Raw genomic sequence first — 26055 nt, forward strand, 5'->3', positions numbered from 1 at the left:
TCGCTTCCGACGTCACCATCTGGACCGCTCAGGCATCTCGAGCACACGCAGCCCTCACCCGAGACTCCTCACCCAACTTCTGAAACAGGCCCTAGAAGGGTGGGCCTGGTGCCCGGTTTCGGGGGCTCGGGCGGTCTTACGCTGGTTCGCCTGCGATGTCAGCATGGCGGGCCATGGACATCGACGGCTTCTGGGAACTGATCGAGCGGTCCGGCCGGACGGCCGAGACGAAAATCGTTCGAGAGGGTCGCCGACTGTCTCGACGTGCTGGTCGAACTGCCTCAGGTGTTGCGTTACCTGGATCTCAAGAGGGCGTCTTCCAACTCGAAGAAGGCTCGCTCGCGGGACATGCTGCGTCGTCTTGATGAGCTGGGGCCGGAATTCGAGCTGCTGGCCTCCGTCGCGCACGAAGCCTACGAGAGAATCGCCGGTTCAGATTCCGCGGCGTTTTCAGCGGTTTCCCTTTGATCCGGCGCTCGGTGGCGTCCCGGACGGCGGGCAATGGGATTTCGAAGACCCCGGAGAATTGGTGCGGAGGTTGCCGCGCATAGCTCGTCATCGAGGCTTTTGAAGGGCGGGGAGGAGTTTCGTCATCACCCGGGATCCGCGTGGGTCCAGGGCGGAGAGTTCTTCGGAGTCCCGGAAATCGTGACGCCTGTAAAGCGCGATGGCCGGGGCGTTGCCGGGTTTGACGGAAAGACGCAGGGTTCCGGCCCCTAGCCACGTGGCCCATCTTTCGATCTCGTGGATCAGGTGGTCCCCGATTCCCCGGCCGCGGGCGGATGGGCTCACCCACATGGACACCAGCTCGACGCTGTCCGCCGTCTCGGTCGGGACGCCGCCGGCCATCCCGGCCGGGCGTCCGTCGAGGAAGGCGACGACGTTGTGCGAGCCGCGCATCGCCAGGCGGGCTCGCCAGCGTTCCTCGCGGTCGCCGTCGCCCTGCCAGTCGGCCAGTGTGGAACCGAAGGCGGGTCCGGCGTCGGCGAGCGCGGCCAGCCGCAGTTCGCGCCAGAGCGGCCAGTCGTCAGGCTCCAGGATGTGCAAGTTCGACCATGTTCCGACCTTGCCCGCCGACGGTGGTGGCGGGTAACGGGATTCGTCCCGGAGGCGGCCGGGTTACGGCGTGCGGTCGGTGCCGGCGCTTTCGCGGCTCCAGATCTGCCTGGCGCGGGGGAGGTCCCTGATGGTGCCGCCTTCCGGCATCATGCCCCAGAGGAAGGGGACCAGGTAGGCGGGCGGGGCGCCCAGGAGTTCGGTCAGTTCGTCCTCGGTGACGGCGAGGGTGAAGCGGGGGCCCGGTCGCGCGGGCGTCCAGCCCTGTTCGAGTGCGCGGCGGACGCATGCGGCGACGAGTGGCGGGCGGACCGCGATCGTCCGGGCTCCCTGCCAGTTGTCCGGCCGGGCGCAGGGGAGCGACACGAGCAGGACGCGGCCGGGGGTCTCGTCGCGTTCGACGACGAAGGTGAGCGGGGCCGCGGAACTGCCGTCGTCGAAGGCGGGTCTGTGGCTGATCCGCCAGCGGAAGACGGTGCCGTCGACCGTGATGAGCCGCGAGCCCTTCCTGGGCATCGTCATGGGCGCCTCCGGGTGCTGCCTTCGCGACAAATGGGTGCAGGACGGTCGCCAGCGTAACCCGCCGCCGCCCGCGGGCAGGGCCGGAACGGGCAGGTGCGGAACGGGCTCAGGGGAGGTGCGGTCCGGGAAGGGCGCGGTCAAGGGGGAGTGTGGGACTGGTGCGGGGTTTCCGACCGGTCCTAGGTCCGCCCGCCGTCCGTGCGGGTGCGGGTGCGGGTGCAGGTCCGGAGGGGTTGCGGGACGTGCCGGGGTGCGGGGGTGTGCGGGTGCGGGACGTGCCGGGGGTGGGGTCAGCTGCTGGTGTCCTGCGAGGGTGTCTCGGGCTTTTGGGAGTTCAGCCAGGTGTGCACGGCCGAGGTGCCGGTGATCCAGAGCGCCGCGAAGCCGCCGGAGGCCGTCGCGCCCACCATGATGGCGCCCGCGACCGTGCTGCCGTTCCCGGTGGCGAGCAGGCCGGCGACGACACCGACGAGCAGCGCGAGCAGGGCGCCGCTGACCGCCGACCAGATGAGGGTTGTCTTGCTCATTCATGTCCCCTTGCCGTACGGGCTTGTTCGTTGACGTAGGAGTACCAGCGGGACTCGGGGGCGCGTCCGCGTAATTGATCGTTCCGGCCGTGATCGCGCTTGCCTCGGACGTATTCGGACGACATCGGATGGATTCGGCCGAGAAGGGCTGAAGGGGCGGATGTGTGTGATGCGCCTGGCACCCCGACAAGACCGACTTATGGCACTATGGCTGCTTATCTCAACGCAACGAGAGGGTGGCCCCTGCCCGTCTTCTCGAAATGCCACTTCCACTCTTAAACCAGACAACGGTGTCCGAACCGGGGCGGCTCATGAAGGATGTCGGTCAAGGCGAAGATCACCTTGCTGTGCTCGTGACACGTCTGAACAGATTGCGTGAAATCGAATGCGGAAACCCGTCGCTGAAACGGATGGAAAAAGTCGCGCTCGCCCTTTTGGCCGAAGAGCCCGAACGAAACAGATGGCGCCGGCCGTTGCCGAAGTCGACCGTGTCCGACCTGCTGAACGGCAGGTCACAGAAAGTGCCGGATTTCCTGCTGATGCGGACCATCGTCGAGGTGTGTCAGGTGATCGCGGTGAAGTCCGGCATGCCCATCGAGTCCGTGGCGGAGCTGACCGCCGAGTTCAGCGCCCTTTGGCAGGCCGCCAAGGCCGAGGCGGGGGAGGCCGCGCGACGCCGGAACGGGTCGCCGGCCGCCGCCCGGACCGGCGGGGACGTCCTGGAGCCTGCCCCCGGCGAGCAGTCGTCCTGGCGGCCCTCGCTCACGGAGCTGCGGGTTCCGCTGCATTGGGGACGTCTGGGCATGTTCCGGCTGCGGTCGGCGGAGCGGGGTGATGCCAGGGCCGCCCATGAGCTGGCTGTCCTGCTGGCCTGCGAGGCGTGTGGCGCGGGTGGGAAGGAGGCCGAGCACTGGCGGCGGCTGGCCACGTACTGGAACCACCGGGCGCTCGGCGCGGTGCCGGAGGCGGGGGGGTTCCAGCTCCGCGGGCGCCGGCTGGTGGTGATGGCCAGGGCGCTGGCCGAGAAGTACGCCGAGGCGGGCAAGCCCAGCTCGACGTACTTCTGGAAGGCCGTGCGACAGGCGGAGACGTCCGTGCGGACGGTGGAGGCACGGCAGGAGGCGGAGGTCGGCTGACGCCTCCAAAAGCCCCTAGAGGTCGGCTGACGCCTCCAAAAACACCAGTGCGGCCGGAGGGTGGTCAGCGGGTCAGGACGCGGACGTTCCCGTACGTGCTGCGGGCGAGGATGGTCCTGGAGCTGGACTTCGTGCTCTTGATGTCGGAGTGCTCGGAGCCGTCCTGGCTCTCGACCTTCACCTGGTAGGAGTCCTTCGGCACCCGGACGGTCACGCCGCCCTCGCGCGACTTCACGTCAAGGTCCGCGGGCGGCGCGGCGAAGGCCAGGGAGATAGAACCGTCCAGGGTGCGTCCGTGCACGCTGGACGACCGCAGCCCCTCGCCCTCGATCGTGCCGGAGTCGGTCAGCAGGCGCAGCTTGCCCGAGGTGCCCTTGACCTCGATGCGGTCGCCGCTGGAGACGTCGACGTCCTGGGTGAGGCCGTTCAGGATGACGCCGTCGGGGGAGTCGATCGTCAACCGCACCCCGGCCGGGACCAGCACGTGGTAGCGCGCGCCGCAGTCGCCGACGATGAGCGTGCAGTCGGCGCTGAGCCGCAGCACGCCGTCACGCAGCGACCAGGAGGGGCTGGTGGACGCCTTGCCCCGCGTCCAGCGCCGCACCTCGACGGCCGGGCTGGTGGCGGGCAGCACCCGCACCCCGCCCAGCGACGACGAGATCTTCAGTTCGGCCCCCGTGAACGGGAACGTCCGGACGGCGGGCACCTCATCGCTGTCGAAGCGCACGCTGCACCCGGTGACCGCCAGAATTGCCACGATTACCAGCAAAAGCCTCATGGAAACGATCGTGGCGAAGCGGCGGCGCAGGCCCATCGGCCGTTCGACCGATGGCCCTCCGCCATTCGGCCATAGGAATCACGGCCCCGACGCCAGGGCGCCGGGGGAATCACGGCCCCGACGCCAGGGCGCCGGGGGAACCACAGCCCCGATGCCAGGGCGAACGACGTCCCCGACGCCGGTGGGGCTACAGCGCCGACAGCAGGGCGTGCACGTGCGGCAGGGGATCGCGCCCCAGCGGCCGGACGACCACCGTCCCCGCGCCCGCCGCCCACATGCTCCTGACCTGCTCCGCCGCCTGCTCGGCGGTCCCGGCCGCCATGACGACGTCGTGCGGCGACACGCCCAGGTAGGCCGCCTGGTCCCGGACCACCGGATGGGCGAGCCGGTCCGCCTCCGCGCCGATGTGCAGGAAGGTGAACACGCCCAGCTCGTGGTCGTCGCCCCCGGCGATCCGCTCGACGATGCCGGGCAGCTGCGCCGGGCCGACGCCCTCCGGCACGATCGTGCCCTGCGCGACGCGTCCCGACAGCGCCAGCGAGCGCGGCCCCTTCACGCCCGCCAGGACGGGCGGCGGCACGGCCGGCGGATGCACCAGCGACACGCCGTCGAGGTGCACCGCCTTGCCGTGCAGGGTGACCGTCTCGCCGCGCAGCAGGGCGCGTACGGCCGTGATCGTCTCCTCCAGGAGGGCGAGCGGCGACGGCACGGCCGCGCCGACCTGACGCATCCATTCCTGCACGCCGTGCCCGATGCCCGCGGCCAGCCGGCCGGGATGCATCCGGGCCAGGTTGCCGATCTCCATCGCCAGCAGCATCGGGTTGCGCAGCGGCGCGGGGGTGATGCCGATGCCGACGCGCAGCCGGGACGTGACGGCCAGCGCGGTGGCCGCCGCGGAGACGCCGCCGGTCCAGCCCAGGTCCTCCACCACCCACAGGTCGTCGACGGCGGTCTCGTCGAGCGCCCGGGCGAACGGGATCAGCTCCTCGGGCGGCAGATCCCGGTCGAACATCACGCCAAGTCTCACGAAGCCCTCCAGTAGCAGCGGAACAACCGGCTGATCTCCGAGTATCCGGCACGCGGGAAGGCGTTCGCGGCAGGCGTGTCGCCCACGTCGGTCTGCCGGACGCCCACCTCGGCCGGCGTGTGGGTGCCGTGCGCGAGCAGGCCGTCGACGTAGCCGCGACCAAGGTGCTCCGAGCGGCGCGAGCATCTCGTCGGGGCGCAGGTCGCGGGCCGGTCGGTACGTCAGCCGGCCCGGGTCCGGCGGTCCGGACGTGGTCAGGCGGCCGGGTCGAGGGCGGCGCGGGCCTCGCCGAGCGAGGCGCTGGTCTCGAAGTGCCGGTCGAGGTTGGTGATCGTGAGCAGGTGACGGATCATGCCGGGCCCGAGGACGAGGATCATGCGTCCTCGCATGTCCTGGACGTGGCTGAGCGTCGCCACCAGGACGCCGAGCCCCACCGAGTCGCAGAAGGGCACCTCGGTCAGGTCCATCACCAGATTGAGCGGATCAGCCGCCGCCAGCGCCTGATCGAGCTCGGCGCGAAGCCGAGGAGCGCCCGCCACGTCGAGATCGCCGACGACGTGCAGGACGGTGCAGGGGTCCTCCCGCCAAGACTTGACCACCATGGCAATCTCGTGCCCTGGCTTTACCTGGTTATGCCTATTTCTTGCATATGTTCTCCATGGCGGTCTTGGTCGTCGGCGTGGAGCTCGGCTTGCTCGCCGGGGTGTCGGGCTGCTTGAGCTTCTTGATCTTCGGCTGGTCGCTGCCGGCGATCACCTCGACGCCCTCGACGTCGGCCTGCTCCAGCTTCGCGCCCGGGATGACGGACGCCACCAGGCGCGCGGCCGCCTCCTGGCCCGCGGCGTAACGCACGAGGGTCTGCTTGTGGTCCTTCTTGCCGGTGTTGCCCGGCTCGCCGGGCACCTTGAACCCGGAGGCCACCAGCGCCGACTTGGTACGCGCCCCCAGCCCCGTGATGAGCGTGCCGTTCATGACCTTGACCGTGACGCTCTCCGGCGGGACCACGGTCTTGGCCGGCGACGGCGTGGCCGTCTTGGTGGGGACGGGCTTGGCGAGGTCCTGGTCGGCGTCGATGCGGCGGAACATGTCGCGGGCCGCCGGACGGTCCCACAACACCGCCGACTCGCCGGTCGGGGCCTTGAAGTCGACGTTCGCGAGCGGCACGTCGGCGAAGCGGACGTCCTCCAGCGACACGTCGCGCAGCTGGGTGGCCAGCCCGATCAGCCCGTCGTCGGGGTCGACCTTCACCGTGCTCAGCGTGGAGTTGACGAACGCGGCGAGCTTGGCCGGGTTGGCCAGCGTGTCGGCGCTCAGTGCCCGGTTGAGCAGCGCGGAGATGACCTGCTGCTGCCGGTCGATGCGGTCGAGGTCGGAGCGGGCGGTGGCGCGGGTGCGGGCGTAGCCGAGCGCCTGGGCGCCCTGGAGCTGGTGGGTGCCGGCGATCAGGTTGAGGCCCGTCTTGGGGTCGTTGATCGGGATGGGCGTGCAGACGGTGACGCCGCCGAGCGAGTCGACCACGTCGATGAACCCGAGGATGTTCACCTCGATGTAGCGGTTGATCTCCAGCCCGGTGGCGGCCTTGACGGTCTGCATGGTGAGCTTCGGCCCGCCGAACTGGTAGGCCGAGTTGATCTTGTGGTCGCCCTTGCCGGGGATCGTCGTCCAGGTGTCGCGCGGCAGGCTCACCACGGTGACGCGCTGGTGGTCCTCCGACAGGTGGATGACCATCATCGTGTCGGTGCGCTGGCCGGACTCGCGGCCCAGCTTGAGCTGGTTCTGCTGCTGCCGGGTCAGGTCGTCGCGCTTGTCGACGCCGACCAGCAGGATGTTCTCGGCCCCCTGGGACTTGGGGGCGGTCACGCCCGCGTCGACCGTGCCGATCTGGCGCGGGGTCGCCCACACCACGCCGGTGGTGACCAGGATGCCCGTGGACAGCAGGCCGGCGACGATCACGTTGCGGCGGCGGGCCTTGGCGCTCCGCACGGGCCTGCGTGGACGGGTGGCAGGAGTGAGCCTGACGCCGCCGTAGGCGTCGCCGCCCACCAGCACGCCGCCGTCCTCCTCGCCCGCTTCGCGCATGCCCTCCTCCTCGGATCCGCCGGGGACACCGGGGCTTTCGATTGCCCTTCTCCCCTGGTCGTACAGTAGCGTGAGCCCCGCCATGAAGCAGTTCCCCGACTCGCCGCACGCGCCCGCGGAGACGCGCGGCTGGCCCCCCATCTCCGTCGTCATGCCGGTCCTCAACGAGGAGCGGCACCTTCGCGAGGCCGTCGACCAGGTCCTCGCCCAGAGCTACCCCGGTGAGATCGAGGTCGTCCTCGCCGTGGGTCCGTCCCAAGACCGCACCCAGGAGGTCGCCGACGCCATCGCGGCGGCCGACCGCCGGGTGACCGTGGTGCCCAACCCGACCGGTCGCACGCCCAACGCGCTCAACGCCGCCATCGCCGCCGCCCGCAACGGCATCATCGCCAGGGTCGACGGGCACGCCATGCTGCCCTCCGACTACCTGCGCGTCGCCGTCGAGACGCTGGCCGAGACCGGCGCCGACAACGTGGGCGGCGTCATGGCGGCCGAGGGCGTCACACCGTTCGAGCAGGCCGTGGCCTGCGCCATGACCTCCAAGATCGGCGTCGGCGCCGCGGCCTTCCACGTGGGCGGCACCGCGGGCCCGGCCGACACCGTCTACCTCGGCGTGTTCCGCCGCTCGGCGCTCGACCGGGTCGGCGGCTACGACGAGCACTTCCAGCGGGCTCAAGACTGGGAGATGAACCACCGCATCCGCCAGACCGGCGGGCTGGTCTGGTTCCAGCCGCGCATGCGGGTCACCTACCGTCCGCGGCCCAACGTCAAGGCGCTGGCCAAGCAGTACTTCCACTACGGCCGGTGGCGGCGCGTGGTCGCGCGCACCCACGAGGGCACGATCAACCTGCGTTACCTGGCGCCGCCCGCCGCGGTGCTGGCCATGGCGCTGGGGCTGGTGCTGTCGCCGTTCTTCCCGCTGACGCTCGTCGTCCCCGGGGGCTACGCGCTGGCCATCGTGGCCGGCTCGGCGGTCACCGGCAGCGGGCTGCCGGGCGCGGTCAAGCTGCGGCTGCCCCTCGTCTACGCCGCCATGCACGTCTCGTGGGGATGGGGCTTCCTCACCAGCCCGCGGAGGTTGTCCAGGCCGCCACGCTGATCACGAGCCCGCGAAGACCCGCTCGACGGCCGCGTCGAAGCGGGTCAGCGCGTCCGGGTACTCCGGCCCGAGCAGGTAGCTCCTGAGCTTGATCCTGGCTCGGGCCAGGGTGTCCTCACCGTCCAGGAAACCGGCGAGGGCCGCGAGGTCCTCGCCGAGGAGCACCCCCGCCTCGGTGCTCGGGTAGCGCTCGTGGAAGGCGCGCTCGGGCAGCCCCGCGACGTTCGTCACGGCGTACGGCTTCTCGCTGGCCAGGAAGTCGGCCACGACGCTGGAGATGTCGCTGATCAGCAGGTCGCACTCGTTGAAGCAGTCGTACAGGTGCGGGCTCTCGCCGGTGACGATCAGATGCCTGATCTCCGGCGCCGCGCCGGGGCTCGACGGATGCCTGGCCTTCGACCTGGCCAGCTCGGCCGCCTCGATCATCGACACGATCCTGCGGTGCGCCCGCGCGGCGCTCTTGTCGCGGTGGCCGGTCAGCGGGTGCGGCTTGTAGATGATCCGCAGCTGCGGGTCGTGGTCCAGCAGGGCGCGCACGATACGCGGGCCCATGGTGATCAGCGACGTGTGGAACAGGTCGTCGTTCCAGCCCTCCCAGGTGGGGGCGTACAGGACGGTCCGGTACGGCAGCCTCGGGCCCTCGGTCGAGATGCCTTCGAGCTGCGGCCGGCCGACCTCGTGGATGCTCTCGTCCCGGACGCCCACGCGGGCGCGCCGGTAGCGGTCGCGACCGGCCGGCCCGGCCACCCACACCTCGTCGTACACCCGGGAGAACGGGTTGAACGACGCTTCCTTGTCGCTGTCGCCGTGGTTGAGGAACACGCTGCGCAGCGTCGGGATGCGCAGCATGTGGACGTTGCGGCCGACGTTGGAGACGTACAGGCACAGCTTGGCGCTGAACAGGGCGCGGAAGCTCATCAGGTCGGCCGAGGACGGGATGCAGACCATCGGCAGCGTGGTCGACTCCAGGTGCCTGGCCATGCCGCGCTCGCGCAGCACGACGATGGCCCGCCGGTTGATGCGTTCGAGGGTGGGCAGCCACATCCTGGCCTGGTAGGCGGCGGCCGTCGCGCCGGAGAAGTACAGGATGACCTCCGGGTCGTAGGCCCTGACCTGCTCGCCCACGACCTCCAGCACCCTCGCCCGGTCGCCGAGCGGCCGGGTGCGGCGCACGTACGGCAGCAGCGCCAGCACGCCCGCCACGCCGAACAGCAGCGCCACGCCCGCGCCGGCCGCCCCGGCCGCCGCGCCGAAGGTCGCGCCGAGCACCGGCAGGGCGTCGAGCCCGAGGAAGCGCAGGCCGCGGTGGGCGCCCAGGAACGGGGGCGGCATCTTGGGGATGCGCAGCGCGGACACGTCGAGGTTGCGGGTGGTCACCGGCATGCTGCTGAGCGTCTGCCGCAGGCGGATGGCCAGCCCCGAGTGCGCGGCCCGCGCGCCGTGCAGCGCGAACAGCCCGGCGGCCAGCGCCACGAACCACGGCGAGGCGGCCCCCGACACCCGCGCCACCAGCAGCAGCGCGGCCGTCTCCCGGGCCGCGAACCGCAGCGTGGTCCCCAGGTGCATCCGGCTGAGCAGCTCGGTCAGCCCGCCGGCCAGGCGTGCCGCGGCGAACTCGACGGCGTAGGAGACCACGGCGACCAGCCCGAACAGCAGCGGCGCCGGCCACAGCGCCGAGGCCAGCAGGACGGGGTAGCAGCCGAGCAGCGCGCCGATCGCCAGCAGTCTTCTCATGCGACCGCACGGTAACAACCCGCAGGTCAAGGGCCTTCCACGCGAACGTCTACGACATGCCCGGACACGTCAGGAGATGGACCCCCTGATTGCGAAGAGCTGCTCGGCGATCCGCAGGTCGTCCGGATGGGTGACCTTGATGTTGCGCTCGCTGCCGGGGACCAGGTGGATGGGCACCTCGGGCAGGTAGCGCAGCACCACGCCGCAGTCGTCGGTGGCCGGGCGCTCGGCGAAGCCCGGGTCGGCCATGGCCCGCTCGTACGCCTCGCGGATCACCGAGAGCCGGAAGCACTGCGGCGTCTGGCTGCGGCGCAGCCGCGAGCGGTCGAGGACCTCGCCGATCACCTCGCCGTCCGGGCCCGGCACGGCCACCAGGACCGTGTCGGAGCTCGGGATCGCCACGTTGACGGCCCGGTGGGTGCGCAGCGCCGCCACGCACTCGGTGATGATCCGCGGCTCCAGAAGGGGCCGTACGGCGTCGTGCAGCAGCACGTCGCACTCCTGCGTGCCCAGCGCCCGCAACGCCCGCCACGTGCTCTCCGTACGGCTCCGGCCGCCCTCCACGATCTGGGTGACCTTGCGGTGGCCGCCGTTCGCCACGATCTCCTTCACCCGGTCGGTGAAGCCGGGCGTCATCAGCACCACGATCTCGTCGATCTCCGGCGCCTGCTCGAACACCGCGATGGAGTGCTCCAGGATCGTCCGCCCGGCTACTTCGATGAGCTGTTTGGGTATCTCATGTCCGACCCGCTGTCCCACGCCTCCCGCGAGGAGCACTCCGACCGACCGCCGCGCTGCATCCATGTCGGCAGCGTAACGGTCCTGTTCCGTGATATCGCGCGCCCCTGTCGCTACGCTGTGTCCACGCACTCCCTACCGGGAGGAGACCTGCGCTTTGCCCGACTCACTCACCCGCGAGGGCACGACCACCTCGGTGGTGCTGCTCGCCACGACCCCGGCGTGCCGGCTCTCCTGCGCCGACGGCACGCTCCTCGACCGGCTGAGCGACCAGTTCGCCGCGCTTCCCGTCCGTGACGTCCAGGTGGTGACCCCCGGCGGTGGGCTCGGGGCCGACCTGCGCGGGGTGGCCAAGATCGCCCGGGTCTCCTCGGGCACGGTCGTGGTGCTCCCCGCCGACCTCGTCGCCCACACCGAGGCGCTCGCGCTGCTGCTCGAACATCCCGCGCGCGACACCGGGGCGCTGGTCTCCCACGACGAGGCCGCCGCCCCGATGCGGCCGCCCGTACGCGTCGAGTCCGGCCGGGTGGTCGCCGCCGGCAGCTCGTTCCACACCGTCCCGGAGGCCAACGCCACCTTCAGGGGCGTGCTCCAGACCGGTGAGGCCGACCTGGCGTCCCTGGCCGACCTCGCCGAGGAGCTGGCCGAGCTGGCCGACCTGGGCAAGCTCGGCCCGGTCACCCCCGTCGAGGCGGTCGACCTGCTGCTGGTGGGCCTGGTCAGGGCCGGCGTACGGGTGCGCGCCGCCGCGATCGGCCCGCTGCACGCCGACCGCGTGACCGGCCAGCACGCCGCCGACAGCGCCCTGACCAGGCTCGCCGAGGTCGACGAGGCCAGGGTCCGGCTCGACACCTCGGTCAAGGCGGACGACGGCTTCTTCGCCACGTTCTTCGTCTCGACCTGGTCGCGCCACCTGATCAGGCCGGCCGTCCGCCTCAAGCTCACCCCCAACGCCGTCACCGGCGTCTCGATCGGCCTGGCCGCGCTGGCCGCCGTCTGGTTCTCGGCCGGCACCCAGTCGGGGCGGGCGGCGGGGGGCGCGCTGTTCGTGATGTCGTTCGCGCTCGACTGCCTCGACGGGCAGCTCGCCCGTTACACCCGCACGTTCTCCCCGCTCGGCGCCTGGGCCGACGGCATGGCCGACCGGCTGAAGGAGTACCTGGTCTACGTCGGGCTCGCCTTCGGCCACGGCGGGACCACGATCTGGTACCTGGCCGCCGCCGCGATGATCACGCAGGTCGTCCGCCACTCCATCGACTACTCCTACGCCGGGGCGCTGGCCGACGCCGGCCGCGTCGGCGCGCTGTGGGCCAGGCCCGCCCGGTCGCTGCTGGAGCCGGCCGACGCGCGGCACGCCCACGGGATGCTCGGGCTCGCCCAGCGGCTGGAGAGCGACTCGCTCGCCCGCTGGCTCAGGAAGATCGTCGTGCTGCCCATCGGCGAGCGGACGGTGCTGATCGCCGTCACCGCCGCCGTGTGGGACGCCAGGGTGACGTTCGTGTCCCTGCTGTGCTGGGGCGGGGTCGCCGCCCTCTACCAGCTCGCCGGGCGCCTGGCGAGGTCGGCCCGGTGAGGGCCGCCGGCACGGGCGAGGCGGCGGCGGTTCGCCGGATCGGGAGGTGGGCAGCGTGATCTCCGTGCACATGACCCCCGTGCCAGAGAGCAAGGTCGTCGCCTACCGCGACGACGGGCCGCTCTCGCGCGCGATGGGCCTGCTCGTGGCCGGGCAGCTCCCGCCGCTGCCGCCGGTGATCGCCGGCACGTTCGTCACCGGCGTGCTGCTGCTGATCGGCGTGGCCGGGTCCGACGGGCTCGCGGTGTTCGCGCCCGCCGTGACGCTGCTGCTGGCCGGGCCGGGCAGCACCCACCCGCACGACGGCCGCTTCGACTGGCTGGTGCCGCCGATCCTGCGGCTCATCGAGTACAGCTTCGTCGCCGCCTGCGGCTTCGCCCACGGGCTGCCGCCGGTGCTGACCTTCCTGCTGCTCGGCGCGCTCGCCTTCCACCACTACGACCTGGTCTACCGGCTGCGCCAGCGCGTCTACCCGCCGGCCTGGCTCTCGACGCTCGGCCTCGGCTGGGACGGCCGGATGATGGTGGTCTCGCTGGCCGCCCTGGCCGGCTGGATGACCGCGGGCTACGTGCTGCTGACCCTCTACCTGTGGGCGCTGTTCGGCTGGGAGAGTGTCACGTGCTGGCTGGCCGCGCCCCGATCGGGCGTCGAGGCGAGCGAGATGGGAACGCAAGACTAACGCCGGATTACCCGCGAAGGGGCCAAAGGCAACTAACCTTTGGGCACACGTAGTCATGCTCGACCGAGGAGTGCACGTTGCTGGGAATGGTTCTGGCCGCCGGGGCCGGACGACGCCTGCGGCCGTACACCGACACGCTGCCCAAGGCGCTCGTGCCGGTTGACGGCGAAACCACGATCATGGACATCTCGCTGCGCAACCTCGCCGAGGTGGACCTGCGGGAGGTCGTGGTCGTCGTCGGTTACGCGGCGCAGGCCGTGCACGACCGCAAGGAGGAGCTGGAGAGGCGCCACGGCGTCAAGCTCACCCTCGTGCACAACGACAAGGCCGAGGAGTGGAACAACGCCTACTCCCTGTGGTGCGCCCGCGACTACTTCGCCCAGGGCGTGCTGCTGGTCAACGGCGACACCGTCCACCCCGTCTCGGTGGAGAAGACGCTGCTGGCCGCCCCCGGGACGAGCGACGTCCTGCTCGCGGTCGACAACGTCAAGAAGCTGGCCGACGAGGAGATGAAGGTGACCCTCTCCCCGGAGGGCTCGCTGCGCCGCATCACCAAGCTGATGGACCCGGCCGAGGCGTACGGCGAGTACATCGGCGCCACGCTCATCAGGCCCGGCGCGGCCGAGCGGCTGGCCGACGCGCTCAAGACGACGTTCGAGCGCGACCCCCAGCTCTACTACGAGGACGGTTACCAGGAGATGGTCGAGCGCGGCGAGGCGATCCACGTCGCGCCCATCGGCGAGGTCGACTGGGTCGAGGTGGACAACCACGACGACCTGGCCAAGGCTCGCACCATAGCCGTTCGCTACTAGAAGGAGCGCGCATGCCGCTTCTAGCGAGGATGCTGCCGGCGCCCCTGACCATGGAGGTCAGGCGCGGCGCCGTCGCCGAGCTCGGCGCCCTGCTGGCCGACAGCCGCGTGGCCACCTCCGGCCGGGTGGCCGTGGCCGTCGGGCCCGGCCAGGGCGACCACATCGAGCGCCTGATCGCCCCCACCCTTGATCAGGCCGAGGTGTTCAGGGTGAGCGACGGGTCGGTCGAGGCGGCCGTCTCACTCGGCGCCGACCTGCGCAAGGGCGCCTACGAGGTCGTCGTCGGGGTCGGCGGCGGCAAGACGATCGACGCCACGAAGTACGCCGCCTCCCTCGCGGGCATCCCCATGGTGGCCGTGGCCACCAACCTCTCCCACGACGGCATCTGCTCGCCCACCGCCTCCCTCACCTACGAAGGGGGCAAGGGCACCTTCGGCGTGCCGATGCCGCTGGCCATCCTGGTCGACCTCGACTTCGTGCACAACGCGCCGAAGTCGCTGGTCAGGGCCGGCATCGGCGACGTCGTCAGCAACCTGTCGGCGATCGAGGACTGGCAGCTCGGCAGCGTCGAGCGCGGCGAGCCCATCGACGGCCTGGCCTGCTCGATGTCCCGCACCGCCGCCGAGGCGCTGGTCGGCCGGAGCGACGGCATCGAGTCCGACGCGTTCCTGACCGTCCTGGCCGAGTCGCTCATCCTGTCCGGCATGTCGATGGTCGTCGCCGGGTCGTCGCGGCCCGCGAGCGGTGGAGATCATGAGATCCTTCATGCCGTGGATCAGCTTTTCCCCGGCACCTCCAACCACGGCGAGCTCGCCGGCATAGGTGCCGCCTTCTGCTTCTTCCTGCGGGAGGACGCCGCCAGGGTGGCCCAGGTGGTCGACTGCCTGCGCCGGCACGAGCTCCCGGTCGTGCCCGCCGACATCGGGCTGACCGGCGAGCAGTTCGCCGACGTGGTCGCGCTGGCGCCGTCGACCCGTCCCGGCCGTTACACGATCCTGGAGCACCTGCGCATGCAGGACTCCGAGATCCGCGATCGGGTGGGGGACTATGTCCGGGCCTTCGGTAGCTGAGCTGCGGCGGGTCGCCCAGCCCGAGGGCCATCTCGACCGCAGGAACGGCGAGCACTGGGCAGGCGTGCTCTACATGCGCCGGCTGTCCATCTACGTCACGTGGCTGACGAGCAAGACGTCGGTCACGCCCAACCAGCTCACCTGGGTGATGACGGTCGCCGGGGTCGCGGCGGGCGTCGTGCTGGCCCTGCCGGGGTTGTGGGCGGCCGTGCTGGCCGCCCTGCTCGTCCAGGTCTACCTGCTGCTCGACTGCTCCGACGGCGAGCTGGCCCGCTGGACGGGCAAGACGTCGCTGGCCGGGGTCTACCTCGACCGGGTCGGGGCCTACTTCACCGAGGCCGCCGTGCTGGCCGGGCTCGGCTGGCGGGCCTCGGCCGTCCTGCCCGACTGGTACACCGTGCTCGGCTTCGCCGCCGCGCTCGGCGCCATCCTCATCAAGGCCGAGACCGACCTGGTGGAGGTGGCGCGGGCCAAGGGCGGGCTGGGCGCGTCCTCCGAGGCGTCGGCGGTGCAGTTCCGTTCGGGGCTGCTCGGTCTGGGCAGGAGGATCCTGGCGGCGACCAAGTTCCATCGGATCATGCAGCCGATCGAGCTGTCACTGCTCGCGGTGGCGGCCGCGGTGATCGACCTGGCGACCGGCACGCTCGGGGCCTCCCGCGTGCTCATCGTGGCCTGCGCGATCGCCGCCGCGCTGCAGACCGTGCTCCACCTGATCAGCATTATGGCGTCGAGGCGGCTTGGGTGATCTCATGTCGGAACCGGAGGAGCTTCCCGTCCGTCGTATTGATCGGACGTCCGCCGTTCGGTGGGGGTTCACCATCGGTTCCGATACGCTTAGCTCCACCATTGTCAACAAGATGCAGACCAGCAGACTCGGTGATCATGAAAGAATGCTCCGCTCGTGTCCTCAACGCGTCAGGACGATGACCCGTTGAAGATCTCGTGCGTCATCCTCACCATGGGCAACCGGGTCGCGGAGCTGAACCGGGCCGTCGAGTCCGCGCTCAACCAGGTCGACGGCGACGTCGAAGTGGTGATCGTGGGCAACGGCGCCGACGTGCCCCAGGTGTCGGCCACGCCACCCGAGGGCTCGGCCGCGGTCGTGAAGACGATCCGGCTCGACCACAACACCGGCATTCCCGCCGGCCGTAACCGCGGCGTCGAGGAGTGCTCCGGCGACGTCGTGCTGTTCCTCGACGACGACGGCTGGTACGCCAACCAGAAGGTCGTCGCCCACGTGCGCGACCGGTTCGCCACCGAGCCCGACCTCGCGGTGATCTCCTTCCGGGTGATGGACCCCGAGGGCGGCGTCGGCCAGCGGCGGCACGTGCCCCGGCTGCGCGCCGGCGACCCGCAGCGCTCCTCGCCGGTCACCACGTTCCTCGGCGGCGCCTCGGCCGTGCGGCGTTCGGCCTTCCTCCAGGTCGGCGGCCTGCCGGAGCGGTTCTTCTACGCGCACGAGGAGACCGACCTGGCCTGGCGCCTGCTGGGCGAGGGCTACCGGATCGAGTACGACGCCGAGACCGTCATGTACCACCCGCAGGTCCCGCCGACCAGGCACGCGCAGTTCTACCAGCTCAACGCCCGTAACCGGGTCTGGCTGGCGCGGCGCAACCTGCCGTGGCCGCTGGCGTTCCTCTACCTGACCAACTGGGTGGTGCTCACCCTGATCCGCGAGCGCCGTTCGGGGGTCGCGATCAAGGCGTGGTTCTCCGGCTTCTTCGAAGGGCTGCGCACGCCCGCGGGCGAGCGTCGTCCCATGGCCTGGCGCACCGCCTGGCGCATGGTCAAGCTCGGCCGTCCGCCGATCGTCTAGACCGTCTCCGCCTCGCCGAAGGTCATCGAGGCATGGGAGACGGTCGAGGCGAACAGCGCCCGCTTGGGCAACCCCAGCTCGCTGAGCTCCTTGGCGATGGGGTGGTTGCCCAGGCGGATCAGCGCGCCGCCCGGCCGCACGCGGGTGCCCCCGGCCCGTACGGACCAGGGGATGCGCCGCGTGACGCCCTCCAGATGGGTGAAGGCGTCGAGCGGCGCCATGGCGGCCGGCGCCGGCACGCCGGGCCTGATCAGCAGGTCGAGCACGAGCCTGCCGTCCTTGCGCAGCACACACCGCTTGTACGGCGACCCGAGCCGCAGCTCGATGTCGGCCAGCTCCTTGGGGAAGCCCCAGATCGTCCGCCCGGCCTCCAGCGTGAACCGCTGGTCGACGGGCAGCCAGTGGACGAAGACGCCCGCGCCGCGCAGGTCACCGAGCCCGACCGAGCCCGCCGCCCCCGGCCGCCGGATCAGGAAGGCCATCCCGAACTCGTGGTAGGTGTCGAGGTCGCCCTTGCGATAGTCGACGAACACCAGCACGCACACGGCCTTGCCGGGGAACACCTCGGCCACGTCGAGGCCGGAATAGGCGATCACCGCCCGCGCCGCGTCGGCCCGCACCGCGTAGAAGGCGCTGCAGACCTCCGCGTCCTCCACTCGCACAGGCATGCCCACCGTCCGGCCCTGGATCAGATGCGATGCCATGGGACCAGTACATCAACCCGGGCGCCCGCTGGCCATTCCTACACCGCCAGCGCGTGTTCCGGCAGGGCCGCCCACGACTCGGCCAGCTTGACGAAGTCCGCCGCCCGGTCGGGCCAGTGGTGGCGCAGCCGGGCCTCGGCGTGCCCGACCGCTCCCAGGTCGGCCCGCCGCACGGGGTCCTCCTTGAGGTCCAGGACGGCGTCCAGCAGCGCGTCCACGTCCCGGGGCACCACCAGGCCGCAGCCGACGGCCCGCACCAGCGGGGCGGCCTGCGGGGTGGCGATCACCGGCAGGCCGCGACCCATGTAGTCGAGGATCTTCGTGGGCGGCTCGGGCACGGTGTCGGCGGCCAGGGACAGCCCGGCCAGCGCGCCCTCGGACATGCGCAGGGCGTGCCGGTTGGGCACGTACCCGAACCAGTCGAGCAGGCCGACGCGCTGGGCGTCGCGCAGCAGCGGGCGCACGTCGCGGTCGGCGGCGCCGATGAGGTCCATCCGGATGCCGTGCGGCGCCAGGCGCTCGGCCAGGGCGATCAGCTCGGCCACGCCGCGCTCGGCCGACAGGCGGCCGATGTGCACGACCCTGGTGTCGCCGGGAGGGGGCGGGCTGGGCGACACCAGGGTCGCTTCGGGCACCTCCGCGGAGGTGATCACGTGGTGCCGTCGTTCCGCGCGGGCTCGTCGCCTGGGCGAGACGTCCTCGCGGACGTCCCAGACGACCGGAGGGCGCCGGTGGGGCAGCGCGCGCAGCAGCCGGTGATCATGGACGATCAGCAGGTCGGCGTCCCGCACGCCGCGCCTGAGCGCCGCGCGGGCCTTCCCGTACGGGGCCTGCCGGGCGACGTCCACGGCGGTGAGCCCTACGGCCGGGGTGACGTTGTAGTAGGTGAACGGCGCGACGTAGGTCACCTCGTGGCCCGCGTCGAGCAGCGCCCAGATCTGCCGGTGCATGATCCGGGCGTCCTCGGGATGATGGACGGTGGTGGCGACACATGCGCGCATGTGTCGATGCTCCGCGCCTACCAGGTCAAAGGCGTTAACTCAGGTGGAAGGGCCGCTTAACTTCCAGAGGGGCGGCGATAGAGCCAGGTCAGGCGGGGTTCGAGCACCCACTTGAAGACCGTGCGCGTCTCCGGCAGGCACAACACGATCGCCAGCGCGAACGAGCTGCACGCGATGGCCAGCACGCCGAGCGGCCCGTGCAGCCACGGCAGCGCCAGCCAGCCCTGGTCTTTGGCGATCAGGACGGGGATGCCGTGGAGCAGGTAGCAGTAGAGCGTGCGGGTGCCGAGGTCGGAGTACCAGGTCTCGCCGCGCGGCACCAGCGCCAGCACCGCGAAGGACATCGCCAGGGCGCAGACCAGCAGCCCGGCCTTGAGCAGCAGGCCCATCCACCAGGACAGGTCCATGTCCTGGAAGCTGTGCTTGAAGTAGAACGGGTCGAGCGGCGCCTTGGGCGCGATGACGATGGCCACGGCCGCCGCGCAGAGCAGCGTGACCCCCGACGCGATCTTGATCCACAGCTTGTTGAGCATCTCGAAGTGCTCGGGCTGCATCACCAGGCCGATGACGAAGAACGGCAGCAGGCCGAAGAAGCGGTCCATGCTGAAGTCGCCGGTGATCTGCGAGAAGCCGGCGAACATGTAGATCACGATGGCCACCGGGACCGGGTGCTTCATCCGCTTCCACACCGGTGTGGACAACCGCCAGAACAGCAGCGCCAGCAGGTACCAGTTGAGCCACGCCGGATCGATGATCGTGAGGCTCCACTTCTGGCCGAGCCCGTAGCGGACGGCGGCGTAGCCGATCTCCACGATCACGTACGGCACGACGAACGTGTCGACGAGCTTGTTCGTCTTCGCGTTGGAGTTCCAGAAGTTCCTGGACAGGTAGCCGCTGATCATCACGAACAGCGGCATGTGGAACATGTAGATGTAGATGTAGAGCGCTCTGGAGGAATGGGTCGAGAGCGTGGGCACCAGCGAGTGGCCCAGCGGCACGAGCGCGATCAGGATGAACTTGACGTTGTCGAGGTAGGGGTCGCGCCGGCGCTTGGGCGGCTCGGGCTCCTCGGCGGGCTCCTGCCGTTCCTCGGGGCGCTCGGCCGTCGCGAGGCCGTGGGGGTCGGTCTGGTTGCCCCAGACGGACTCCTGAGGCAGGGGCCAGCGAGCTCCAGTGTTCGCCGGCCCGCCTTCCTCGACGGGGCCGTCAGGGCTCCGCGGGGTCGTGACCGGTGGAGAGAACTTTGTGTCAGACACTGGGGAGCTCAGCTTCGCTAGGGGCCGGGGTGCACGACGCAACTCTGACATTTCACACTTACAACCGCCTTAACAGCGGCCGTGTCGCGCTGCGTCGCCGACCCGCAAACATTATCCCGATCTAGTGGTCCCTGTCTCACCAGAAGTCCGGTTCCACAGGGAACTTGGAGCCTCAGGTGCACACGTTCTTCTGGTCGGCGGCCGTGATGGTGCTGTTGTTCACGCTGTCAGGAAGCTTGGTGACCTTCACCGACTTGAAGTCGGAGCCGACCACGAGCTGGATCACCGGGGCGCCCTTGCCGCCCGCGCCGGCGGCCGTGCCGGTCGTGCCGGAGGTGTAGGGCTGCGGGTTGGTCGCGGTGACCTTGCCCGCCGAGGGAGCCGGCTTGGGCAGCACCGCGCCGGACAGCACGGCCGCGTAGTCGGCGCCGGTGGCGGCGCCCTTGGCGTAGTGGATCTCGCTGGCGGGCAGGCTCGCGCCGTCGGCGGCCTGGTAGTTGCCCACGCCGACGACGTTGAAGCCCTGCTTGGCCAGCTCGTCGGCCACCAGGCGGGCCTTGCCCGGCGTGGTGGTGCCGTTGAGCACCTGGACCTTCACCTGCTCGGGCTTCGGCGTGACCTTGGGCTTGGTGCTCGCGCTGGCGCTCGGGGCCGGGTCGGGGAGCTCGGTGTCGCTGATGATCGAGGCCCACAGCGCGGAGGCGTCGGGCTCCTTCCAGATCACCCGGTTGGGGTCCTGGGGGTCGGGCAGCCACGGGATCGTGGTGAGCTGCACGCCGCCCGCGGTCAGCTCCTTGGCGCTGGTGGCGATGTCGATGAGCTGCTGGGTGTCGTTGGCCAGCTCGGGGTCCATGGTGACCGAGCCCGCCGCCGCCTTGATGAAGCCGGTCAGCTTGCCGATGTCGGTGAGCAGCTCGCTGCTCGTGGCCTTGGCGATGACCTTGCTCAGGAAGATCTGCTGGCGCTTGATGCGCTGGATGTCGCTGCCGTCGCCGTAGTGGCGCAGACGTACGTAACCGAGCGCCTTCTCGCCGTTGAGCAGGCTCTTGCCCGGAGGCAGGACGAGATGGGACGCCCTGTCGTTGACGCCGGACTTGAGGCAGATCTCGATGCCGCCGAGGGCGTCGACGATGTTCTTGAAGCCGCTGAAGTCGACCTCGACGAAGTGGTTGATGCGGATCTGGGTGAGCGTCTCGATCGTGGAGATCGTGCACGCGATGCCGCCGGAGTTGTACGCCGAGTTGATCATGTCCCGGCGGGGCGGCATCTCGGCCTTGGTGGTCTCGTTCTTGCACTTCGGGATCTGCACCATCGAGTCGCGCGGGAAGCTGATCAGGCGCGCCTTGTCCCGGTTGGGGGAGATGTGCATGACGATGATCGTGTCGGTGCGCTTGCCGCCGGCGTCGGCCGTCCTGGCGAGCTGCTGGCCGTATTTGGCGTTGCCCTTGCCCGCGCGGGTGTCGGAGCCGACGAGCAGCACGTTGAGCGCGCCCGTGTCGCGCGGACGCGGGTTGATGATGTCCTCTTTGACGCTCTTCTGGGTGATGTTGCCGAAGGCGTCGCGGTAGACGGTGTAACCGGTCAGCGCGCCGGCCACCATGACCGTGGTGGCGGCGATGCTGACCCAGGCCAGCACCCGCATCTTGCCCTGACCGCCGCCGCCGCCGTCGCCGCGGTGGCCGCGCGTGGGCCGGTCGTCGGGCGGGGGAGGCGGGGAGCCCGCTGCCCTTCGCGCCATCCGGCTGCCCGGAGCGCTGGGGGCGACCCTGGCGTCCTGGACGGACGCGCTCCTGTAGTCACTCATACGCCCCCTAGCCTCGTTCCTTGCGCCAACGCGCCGGCTTGGTCGCTCCGCGCCACGAGATTAGGTCACGTACGGCGTGCCCGGTGCCATGACCGCCGGAAACGACCGTGACCCGGGCGTGATGTTTCCGCGGCACAGCATACTCAGAGCCGGACATTTCGTGGAATATCATTGCCAAAGTCTTTCCCGCTTTCTGACCGTCCCCGCAGGTCAGGCCGGATGCTCAGAGCCGCCGCGAGGCAGGCCAGAGGCACGGCCGGGAGCACGTACCGGTAGTCGAACTCGGCCACGGCGGGCGGTGTGACGAGCAACACAACGGCTGCCGCCCAGGGCGCCGCCCACGCCGGCGGACCGGCGTGCCGCAGGCCCCGCGCCCGGCGCACGGCGGCCGCGACGGGCGGCGCGAGCAGGAGCGCCAGCAGCACCGGGCCGGGCAGGCGCACCACGCTCTGATAGCCCCGCAGCCATCCGGCGTAGGGCTCGACGATCTCCGTACCGATCGCACCCTGCTCATAGAGCTTGGCATAGTCGGCGCCGACCTGCGCGGGATAGCGGCCAGGTGGGCCGGGCGGGGTCACCGGGAACTCGTAGTAGGCGTAGACCTCGGCGTCGGGGTAGACCGGCCGTCCCCACGTGAAGGTGCGGGCCAGCTCGGCCAGCACCGAGCCCGCGTAGTCGAGCGGCTGGCTGGTGACGGCGAGGGTCGCGAACCTGGAGGCCAGGTCGTCGTTCGCCTTCGAGAACGTGATCCCCGGCAGCTTCACCAGCGGGGAGTCCTTGCTCCAGATGTACTCCTGCGACGGCGGGCGCAGCTCCGGCGGACGGGGGTCGCACAACACCCGCAGGTCGGCCGGCGGGTTCATCCTGGCGCAGTCGGCGAAGGACATCGTGCGGGCGTAGAGGAAGACGCCGTTCGCGCCCACCAGGCCGACGCGGTGGTGGGCGGCGTAGAACCAGCCGCCGTAGGCGACGACCGGGACCAGCGCGGCGGCCAGCAGCACCCCGGCCAGGCCCACGCGCCTGCGCAGCACGAGCCACGCGGCCAGGATGACGATGAGCGGCAGGCCGACGGTCCTGGTCAGGGTGGCGGCGGCCAGCAGCAGGCCGATGGCGGCGGCGGTGGCGCGCTTCTCGGTCAGGCTCAGCGTCACGGCGGCCACGACCAGGAACAGGAACAGCGTGTCGGAGACCAGCAGGTGCTCCAGCTCGATCTGGTACGCGTCGAGCAGCACGGGCACGGCCGCGAGCGTGCGCGCCCAGCGCGGGGCCCGGCGCGCGGCCACGTAGACGAGCACGCCGGTGGCCAGGCCGAGCAGGTGTTGCGCGGCGGTGACCGCCCAGAAGCCGTGGAAGGGCTCCAGGAGCTTCATGAACATCGAGTAGCCCGCCGGGCGCACCAGGTCGGGGCGCGGCCGGAAGACGGTGACGATGTAGGTGTAGGAGTCGGGGAACCACAGGGCCGGGCGGTAGCCGAGCATGGCGAGCGCGCGCAGCGCCGCGCCGACCGCCAGCACGCCGGCGAACCAGCCGTGCCGCCGCCACCATCCGGCCTCCCGGACGCGCGCGAACCATCTGGGCTCCCGGACGCGGGCGGGGGTTCCCGCGCGCGGCTCCGGTCTCACCCGCTGGTCATCCCGCTCCTCCTGCACCTCGCGTACGCTACCCGCGTTTCCGTGGACGCCGTGACCGCGGCGTTGGATACGCTCGCTCACCGATGGAACGTGATCGATCGGGCCGCGTACTGGCCGCGTTGTCGGTGTCGCCCGCGCTCGCCCTGGCGGGCTGGCTGCTCGCGGGCCTGCCGCTGCTGCTGGCCGGCCGGTTCGCGCCGCTGCCCGCGGTGCTGCTCGGCGTGCCCGCGGCGGCGCTGCTGTGCTGGGCGGGCACGCGTGACGTCCTGCGCGGGAGGCGGGGCGCGGGCCAGGGCGTCCAGGCCACTCCCTGGCAGGTGGCCGGGGTCGTGGCGGTGGCCGCCGGGTCGGGCGTGTTCAACGTCGTCATGCATGCCGAGCAGCTGCTGGTCCGGCGCGACCCGGCGACCTACGCCCAGTACGCCGCCTGGATCGCCGGGCACGGCTCGCTGCCGATCCCGGACCAGGCGGCGGCGTTCGGCGGCCACCACCCCTCCCTGTACTTCGACAGCGTCGGCACGTATGCGGTGGACGGCGGGGTGGTGCCGCAGTTCATGCCGGGGCCGCCGCTGGTGTTCGCGATCGGCGACTGGCTGGGGGCGCCGTTCGCGGTGCCGGCCGTGCTGGGGGCGCTGGCCGTGCTGACGGTGGCCGGGGTGGCGGCGCGGCTGGCGGGCGGGCGGTGGGCGGTGCTCGCGGCGGCGGCGTTCGCGGTGAGCCTGCCGATCCTCTACACCTCGCGCACGACCTTCAGCGAGATCCCGTCGCTGATCCTGCTGTTCGGCGGGCTGGCGCTGGCCCAGGACGCGATCGAGGCCGAGCGGCCCGGCTGGCGGCAGGGGCTGCCGGCCGGGCTGGTCCTGGGGCTGGCCGTGCTGGTCAGGGTCGACGGGCTGCGCGACGTGCTGCCGGTGCTGGCGTACGCGGGGCTGCTGGTCGCGATGCGGCGCTCCGGCAGGCCGCAGGGCGCGGTGGGGGTGCCGCTGCTGGCGGGGCTGGTGGCGGGGGCGGGGCTCGGGCTGCTGGCGGCGTACGTGCTGGCCCGTCCGTATCTGGAGTATCTGTCCGGGTCCGTGCGGCCGCTGCTGCTCATCTGCGCGGTCGTGCTCGTGCTCACGCCGGTCGGCGTGGCCGTCGCGCCCAGGCTGGCCAGGTTCCGGCCGCCGCGCTGGTTGCCGACGGCGGGGGCCGCGCTGGTCGTGCTGGTGATGGCCGGTCTGTACGCCCGCCCCTGGTTCCAGACCGTGACCAGGAAGGCCACGAACCTCGACGACGCCCGCACGGCCGAGTTCATCGCCCAGATCCAGCAGGCCAACGGCCTGCCCGTCCAGGCGGACCGGCTCTACTTCGAGCTCTCGCTCCACTGGGTGACCTGGTACATCGGCATACCGGCCGTCGTGCTGGCCACGGTCGCGGCGGCCGTGCTGCTGCGCAGGCTGCTGCGTGACGGCAGGCCGTTCGTCTGGCTGCTGCCGCTGGCGATGATCGGCTGGACGACGGTCACCACGCTGCTGCGGCCCGAGATCACCCCCGACCAGCCATGGGCCTCCCGGCGGCTGGTCCCGGTCGTGATCCCGGGGCTGATCGTGCTGGCGGTGTGGGGCCTGGGCTGGCTGCGTGAGCGGTCGTGGCCGCGGGAGCGGGTCCGGCGGTGGGCGACGGTCGCGGGGGTGCTGCTGGTGCTCGCGCCGCCGGTGGTGACCTCGATCGGCACCGCGTTCACGCCGGTCGAGCGGGGGGAGGCGGCGGCGGTCCGGTCGATGTGCGCGGCGCTCCCGGCCGGGGCGTCGGTGCTGTTCGTCGAGCGGGTGACCGGCGACCGGTTCACCCAGCTCGTCCGGGGGATGTGCGGACGTCCGGCGGCGCAGGTGACGCGGCCTCCAGGGGCTGACCTGGCGGCGGAGCCGGAGATCCGGGCCGCCGTCGAGCGGGTCAGGGCGGCCGGCCGGGTGCCGGTCGTGCTGGCCGCCGACCCCGCCCAGGTGGCCCCCTACGGGACGCCGCGCCAGATCATGGGCCTGGTCACGCGCCAGGACGAGCGCTCGCTCGTGGACCCGCCCAACGGGACGTGGAGTTTGCGGGTGAATGTGTGGATGGCGGTGGGTTGACCCCGGTCCGTGCGGATCGCGATAGTTCTGGGCATGTCTGAGACCGACGAGCTGACGTTCGGCGACGACCGGGAGCCGTGGTTACGGCCCTGGATCAGAGCCCACCAGAGGACGGCGGCGACGGTCATGGTGGCCGTCCTGCTGGTGGCGGCGCTCGGCGGGGGCGGCTGGTACCTGCACCGGCGTTCGCTCCTGCCCTCGCCTCCTCCCGTCGGCGCGCTGCCCGTCGTGGACGGCTTCACCGTCACGCTGTGCACCGAGGGCACCCAGGGCTGCCCGGAGGGCACCGCCGAGCGGGTGCTGGCGCTGGTCCGGCGGATCCCGGAGGCGGTCGCGCCCACGCTGGTGCCCGCCGACGAGGTCGAGCGGCGCTGGGCCCAGCGAGTGATCATCGATGAGGGGCTGGCGAAGCCTCGCGAGGCGAGCTGGATCCCGCAGATCGAGGCCGGGCTGCGCGGCCCGGCTGACTACGACGCCGTCCGGCGAGGGCTGGCCGGGGAGCCGGGCATCCTGCTCATGCCCCGGTTGCCCAGCTTCTGGCAGGGCAAGGCCGATCTGAGCGTCGTGATGTGCGCCCGGCGGCAGCAGTACCCCGCCTGCCAGGCCGCGGCGACCGAGGCGCAGCGCGACGCCGTCGTGGCCCGGCTGCGCGAGCTGGAAGGCGTGGCCGAGGTGTTCCTCCAGGACAAGCCGTTCGGCCTGCGGCTTTCCCGGCTCTACCAGAGCGACGTGCCGCTCACGATCGACGCCGTCTCGGAGATGCTGTACGTGCGGTTCGACGACCCCGCCAGGGCCAGGGCGGTGGGTCAGGAGATGCTCAGGATGCCCGGCGTAGGATGGTCACAGCTGATCAAGTGAGCGTAAAGCCCGTCGATGTGGACTCGGCTTCCAGCGGGGCAGAGTAC

The 26055-nt window shown here is 71.3% G+C and carries 25 protein-coding genes; 11 read left to right on the top strand and 14 right to left on the bottom strand.

Annotated features, from left to right (window positions below; genetic code table 11):
* The first annotated feature begins 264 nt into the window (after window positions 1-264).
* Window positions 265-468 carry a hypothetical protein gene (locus ABT158_RS00005; RefSeq protein ID WP_352349165.1) on the top strand — a complete coding sequence of 68 codons (204 nt, stop codon included), beginning with the start codon at window positions 265-267 and terminating at the stop codon, window positions 466-468.
* A gap of 87 nt (window positions 469-555) precedes the next feature.
* On the opposite strand, the gene ABT158_RS00010 is transcribed toward ABT158_RS00005, so the two are convergent.
* The 3 genes from ABT158_RS00010 to ABT158_RS00020 form a co-directional block, all read right to left on the bottom strand.
* Entirely contained in the window at window positions 556-1047 is a 492-nt protein-coding gene (locus tag ABT158_RS00010; RefSeq protein ID WP_352349166.1) for a GNAT family N-acetyltransferase, read from the bottom strand.
* A gap of 72 nt (window positions 1048-1119) precedes the next feature.
* Window positions 1120-1578: a hypothetical protein gene (locus tag ABT158_RS00015; protein WP_352349167.1), complete on the bottom strand. Its 459-nt coding sequence runs from the start codon at window positions 1576-1578 to the stop codon at window positions 1120-1122.
* A 290-nt stretch (window positions 1579-1868) separates the two neighbouring features.
* Window positions 1869-2105 (bottom strand): hypothetical protein, encoded by a 237-nt coding sequence (locus ABT158_RS00020; RefSeq protein ID WP_352349169.1) that lies wholly within the window; start codon window positions 2103-2105, stop codon window positions 1869-1871.
* A gap of 488 nt (window positions 2106-2593) precedes the next feature.
* Here ABT158_RS00020 and ABT158_RS00025 point away from each other — a divergent pair, with 488 nt between their 5' ends.
* Window positions 2594-3241, top strand: a complete 648-nt coding sequence (locus tag ABT158_RS00025; RefSeq protein WP_352349171.1) for a hypothetical protein — start codon at window positions 2594-2596, stop codon at window positions 3239-3241.
* Between the two features lie 64 nt (window positions 3242-3305).
* On the opposite strand, the gene ABT158_RS00030 is transcribed toward ABT158_RS00025, so the two are convergent.
* The 4 genes from ABT158_RS00030 to ABT158_RS00045 all read right to left on the bottom strand — a co-directional run bounded on the left by ABT158_RS00030 (window position 3306) and on the right by ABT158_RS00045 (window position 7125).
* Window positions 3306-3998, bottom strand: a complete 693-nt coding sequence (locus tag ABT158_RS00030) for a DUF4097 family beta strand repeat-containing protein (protein ID WP_352349173.1) — start codon at window positions 3996-3998, stop codon at window positions 3306-3308.
* A gap of 208 nt (window positions 3999-4206) precedes the next feature.
* On the bottom strand, window positions 4207-5046 hold the full coding sequence (locus ABT158_RS00035) for an LLM class flavin-dependent oxidoreductase (protein WP_352349175.1): 840 nt from the start codon (window positions 5044-5046) through the stop codon (window positions 4207-4209).
* A gap of 254 nt (window positions 5047-5300) precedes the next feature.
* Entirely contained in the window at window positions 5301-5648 is a 348-nt protein-coding gene (locus ABT158_RS00040) for an STAS domain-containing protein (RefSeq protein ID WP_352349177.1), read from the bottom strand.
* 34 nt (window positions 5649-5682) lie between these two features.
* Window positions 5683-7125 carry an LCP family protein gene (locus ABT158_RS00045; protein ID WP_352349179.1) on the bottom strand — a complete coding sequence of 481 codons (1443 nt, stop codon included), beginning with the start codon at window positions 7123-7125 and terminating at the stop codon, window positions 5683-5685.
* A gap of 82 nt (window positions 7126-7207) precedes the next feature.
* Between ABT158_RS00045 and ABT158_RS00050 the strand changes: the two genes are divergently transcribed.
* Window positions 7208-8224 (top strand): glycosyltransferase family 2 protein, encoded by a 1017-nt coding sequence (locus ABT158_RS00050; protein WP_352349181.1) that lies wholly within the window; start codon window positions 7208-7210, stop codon window positions 8222-8224.
* Here the strand turns inward: ABT158_RS00050 and ABT158_RS00055 are convergent, their stop codons facing one another.
* The gene (locus ABT158_RS00055) at window positions 8225-9958 is read right to left on the bottom strand and encodes a CDP-glycerol glycerophosphotransferase family protein (RefSeq protein WP_352349183.1); all 1734 of its coding nucleotides are present in this window, start codon (window positions 9956-9958) and stop codon (window positions 8225-8227) included.
* Between the two features lie 69 nt (window positions 9959-10027).
* Window positions 10028-10762, bottom strand: a complete 735-nt coding sequence (locus ABT158_RS00060; RefSeq protein ID WP_352349185.1) for an IspD/TarI family cytidylyltransferase — start codon at window positions 10760-10762, stop codon at window positions 10028-10030.
* 91 nt (window positions 10763-10853) lie between these two features.
* Here ABT158_RS00060 and ABT158_RS00065 point away from each other — a divergent pair, with 91 nt between their 5' ends.
* From ABT158_RS00065 to ABT158_RS00090, 6 genes are all read left to right on the top strand, one after another.
* Window positions 10854-12269 (top strand): CDP-alcohol phosphatidyltransferase family protein, encoded by a 1416-nt coding sequence (locus tag ABT158_RS00065; protein ID WP_352349187.1) that lies wholly within the window; start codon window positions 10854-10856, stop codon window positions 12267-12269.
* Window positions 12270-12324: 55 nt separating this feature from the next.
* Window positions 12325-12948 (top strand): DUF5941 domain-containing protein, encoded by a 624-nt coding sequence (locus tag ABT158_RS00070; RefSeq protein ID WP_352349189.1) that lies wholly within the window; start codon window positions 12325-12327, stop codon window positions 12946-12948.
* 77 nt (window positions 12949-13025) lie between these two features.
* Window positions 13026-13760, top strand: coding sequence for a phosphocholine cytidylyltransferase family protein (locus tag ABT158_RS00075; protein ID WP_352349191.1), 735 nt, complete (start codon window positions 13026-13028; stop codon window positions 13758-13760).
* A gap of 29 nt (window positions 13761-13789) precedes the next feature.
* The gene (locus ABT158_RS00080; protein ID WP_352350461.1) at window positions 13790-14830 is read left to right on the top strand and encodes an iron-containing alcohol dehydrogenase family protein; all 1041 of its coding nucleotides are present in this window, start codon (window positions 13790-13792) and stop codon (window positions 14828-14830) included.
* The gene (locus ABT158_RS00085) at window positions 14808-15575 is read left to right on the top strand and encodes a CDP-alcohol phosphatidyltransferase family protein (RefSeq protein WP_352349193.1); all 768 of its coding nucleotides are present in this window, start codon (window positions 14808-14810) and stop codon (window positions 15573-15575) included. Before ABT158_RS00080 ends, ABT158_RS00085 begins: the two co-directional genes overlap by 23 nt.
* 186 nt (window positions 15576-15761) lie before the next feature.
* On the top strand, window positions 15762-16646 hold the full coding sequence (locus tag ABT158_RS00090) for a glycosyltransferase family 2 protein (protein WP_352321577.1): 885 nt from the start codon (window positions 15762-15764) through the stop codon (window positions 16644-16646).
* On the opposite strand, the gene ABT158_RS00095 is transcribed toward ABT158_RS00090, so the two are convergent.
* From ABT158_RS00095 to ABT158_RS00115, 5 genes are all read right to left on the bottom strand, one after another.
* Window positions 16643-17350, bottom strand: coding sequence for an acetoacetate decarboxylase family protein (locus ABT158_RS00095; RefSeq protein WP_352349195.1), 708 nt, complete (start codon window positions 17348-17350; stop codon window positions 16643-16645). The two genes, ABT158_RS00090 and ABT158_RS00095, sit on opposite strands and share 4 nt — an antisense overlap.
* Before the next feature lie 38 nt (window positions 17351-17388).
* Complete coding sequence (locus tag ABT158_RS00100; protein ID WP_352349197.1) at window positions 17389-18351, bottom strand: glycosyltransferase; 963 nt, start codon at window positions 18349-18351, stop codon at window positions 17389-17391.
* Window positions 18352-18407: 56 nt separating this feature from the next.
* The gene (locus ABT158_RS00105) at window positions 18408-19607 is read right to left on the bottom strand and encodes an acyltransferase family protein (RefSeq protein WP_352349199.1); all 1200 of its coding nucleotides are present in this window, start codon (window positions 19605-19607) and stop codon (window positions 18408-18410) included.
* 172 nt (window positions 19608-19779) lie between these two features.
* A complete protein-coding gene (locus ABT158_RS00110) occupies window positions 19780-21411 on the bottom strand; it encodes an LCP family protein (RefSeq protein WP_352349201.1) in 1632 nt (543 codons plus the stop codon).
* A gap of 143 nt (window positions 21412-21554) precedes the next feature.
* Window positions 21555-23123 carry a hypothetical protein gene (locus ABT158_RS00115; protein WP_352349203.1) on the bottom strand — a complete coding sequence of 523 codons (1569 nt, stop codon included), beginning with the start codon at window positions 23121-23123 and terminating at the stop codon, window positions 21555-21557.
* A gap of 2 nt (window positions 23124-23125) precedes the next feature.
* Here ABT158_RS00115 and ABT158_RS00120 point away from each other — a divergent pair, with 2 nt between their 5' ends.
* Both ABT158_RS00120 and ABT158_RS00125 read left to right on the top strand, forming a co-directional pair.
* Window positions 23126-25150 (top strand): glycosyltransferase family 39 protein, encoded by a 2025-nt coding sequence (locus tag ABT158_RS00120; RefSeq protein WP_352349205.1) that lies wholly within the window; start codon window positions 23126-23128, stop codon window positions 25148-25150.
* Between the two features lie 33 nt (window positions 25151-25183).
* On the top strand, window positions 25184-26008 hold the full coding sequence (locus tag ABT158_RS00125) for a hypothetical protein (protein ID WP_352349207.1): 825 nt from the start codon (window positions 25184-25186) through the stop codon (window positions 26006-26008).
* Window positions 26009-26055 lie beyond the last annotated feature (47 nt).

The sequence above is a fragment of the Nonomuraea sp. NPDC001636 genome, from assembly GCF_040298265.1.
Classification (GTDB): Bacteria; Actinomycetota; Actinomycetes; order Streptosporangiales; family Streptosporangiaceae; genus Nonomuraea.

Coding starts and splice junctions, on each gene's coding strand:
- ABT158_RS00060 (WP_352349185.1), bottom strand. CDS start 10,762: ATGGATGCAGCGCGGCGGTCGGTCGGAGTGCTCCTCGCGGGAGGCGTG.
- ABT158_RS00050 (WP_352349181.1), top strand. CDS start 7,208: ATGAAGCAGTTCCCCGACTCGCCGCACGCGCCCGCGGAGACGCGCGGC.
- ABT158_RS00095 (WP_352349195.1), bottom strand. CDS start 17,350: ATGGCATCGCATCTGATCCAGGGCCGGACGGTGGGCATGCCTGTGCGA.
- ABT158_RS00110 (WP_352349201.1), bottom strand. CDS start 21,411: ATGAGTGACTACAGGAGCGCGTCCGTCCAGGACGCCAGGGTCGCCCCC.
- ABT158_RS00080 (WP_352350461.1), top strand. CDS start 13,790: ATGCTGCCGGCGCCCCTGACCATGGAGGTCAGGCGCGGCGCCGTCGCC.
- ABT158_RS00015 (WP_352349167.1), bottom strand. CDS start 1,578: ATGACGATGCCCAGGAAGGGCTCGCGGCTCATCACGGTCGACGGCACC.
- ABT158_RS00055 (WP_352349183.1), bottom strand. CDS start 9,958: ATGAGAAGACTGCTGGCGATCGGCGCGCTGCTCGGCTGCTACCCCGTC.
- ABT158_RS00100 (WP_352349197.1), bottom strand. CDS start 18,351: ATGCGCGCATGTGTCGCCACCACCGTCCATCATCCCGAGGACGCCCGG.
- ABT158_RS00040 (WP_352349177.1), bottom strand. CDS start 5,648: ATGGTGGTCAAGTCTTGGCGGGAGGACCCCTGCACCGTCCTGCACGTC.
- ABT158_RS00085 (WP_352349193.1), top strand. CDS start 14,808: ATGTCCGGGCCTTCGGTAGCTGAGCTGCGGCGGGTCGCCCAGCCCGAG.
- ABT158_RS00020 (WP_352349169.1), bottom strand. CDS start 2,105: ATGAGCAAGACAACCCTCATCTGGTCGGCGGTCAGCGGCGCCCTGCTC.
- ABT158_RS00120 (WP_352349205.1), top strand. CDS start 23,126: ATGGAACGTGATCGATCGGGCCGCGTACTGGCCGCGTTGTCGGTGTCG.
- ABT158_RS00125 (WP_352349207.1), top strand. CDS start 25,184: ATGTCTGAGACCGACGAGCTGACGTTCGGCGACGACCGGGAGCCGTGG.
- ABT158_RS00045 (WP_352349179.1), bottom strand. CDS start 7,125: ATGCGCGAAGCGGGCGAGGAGGACGGCGGCGTGCTGGTGGGCGGCGAC.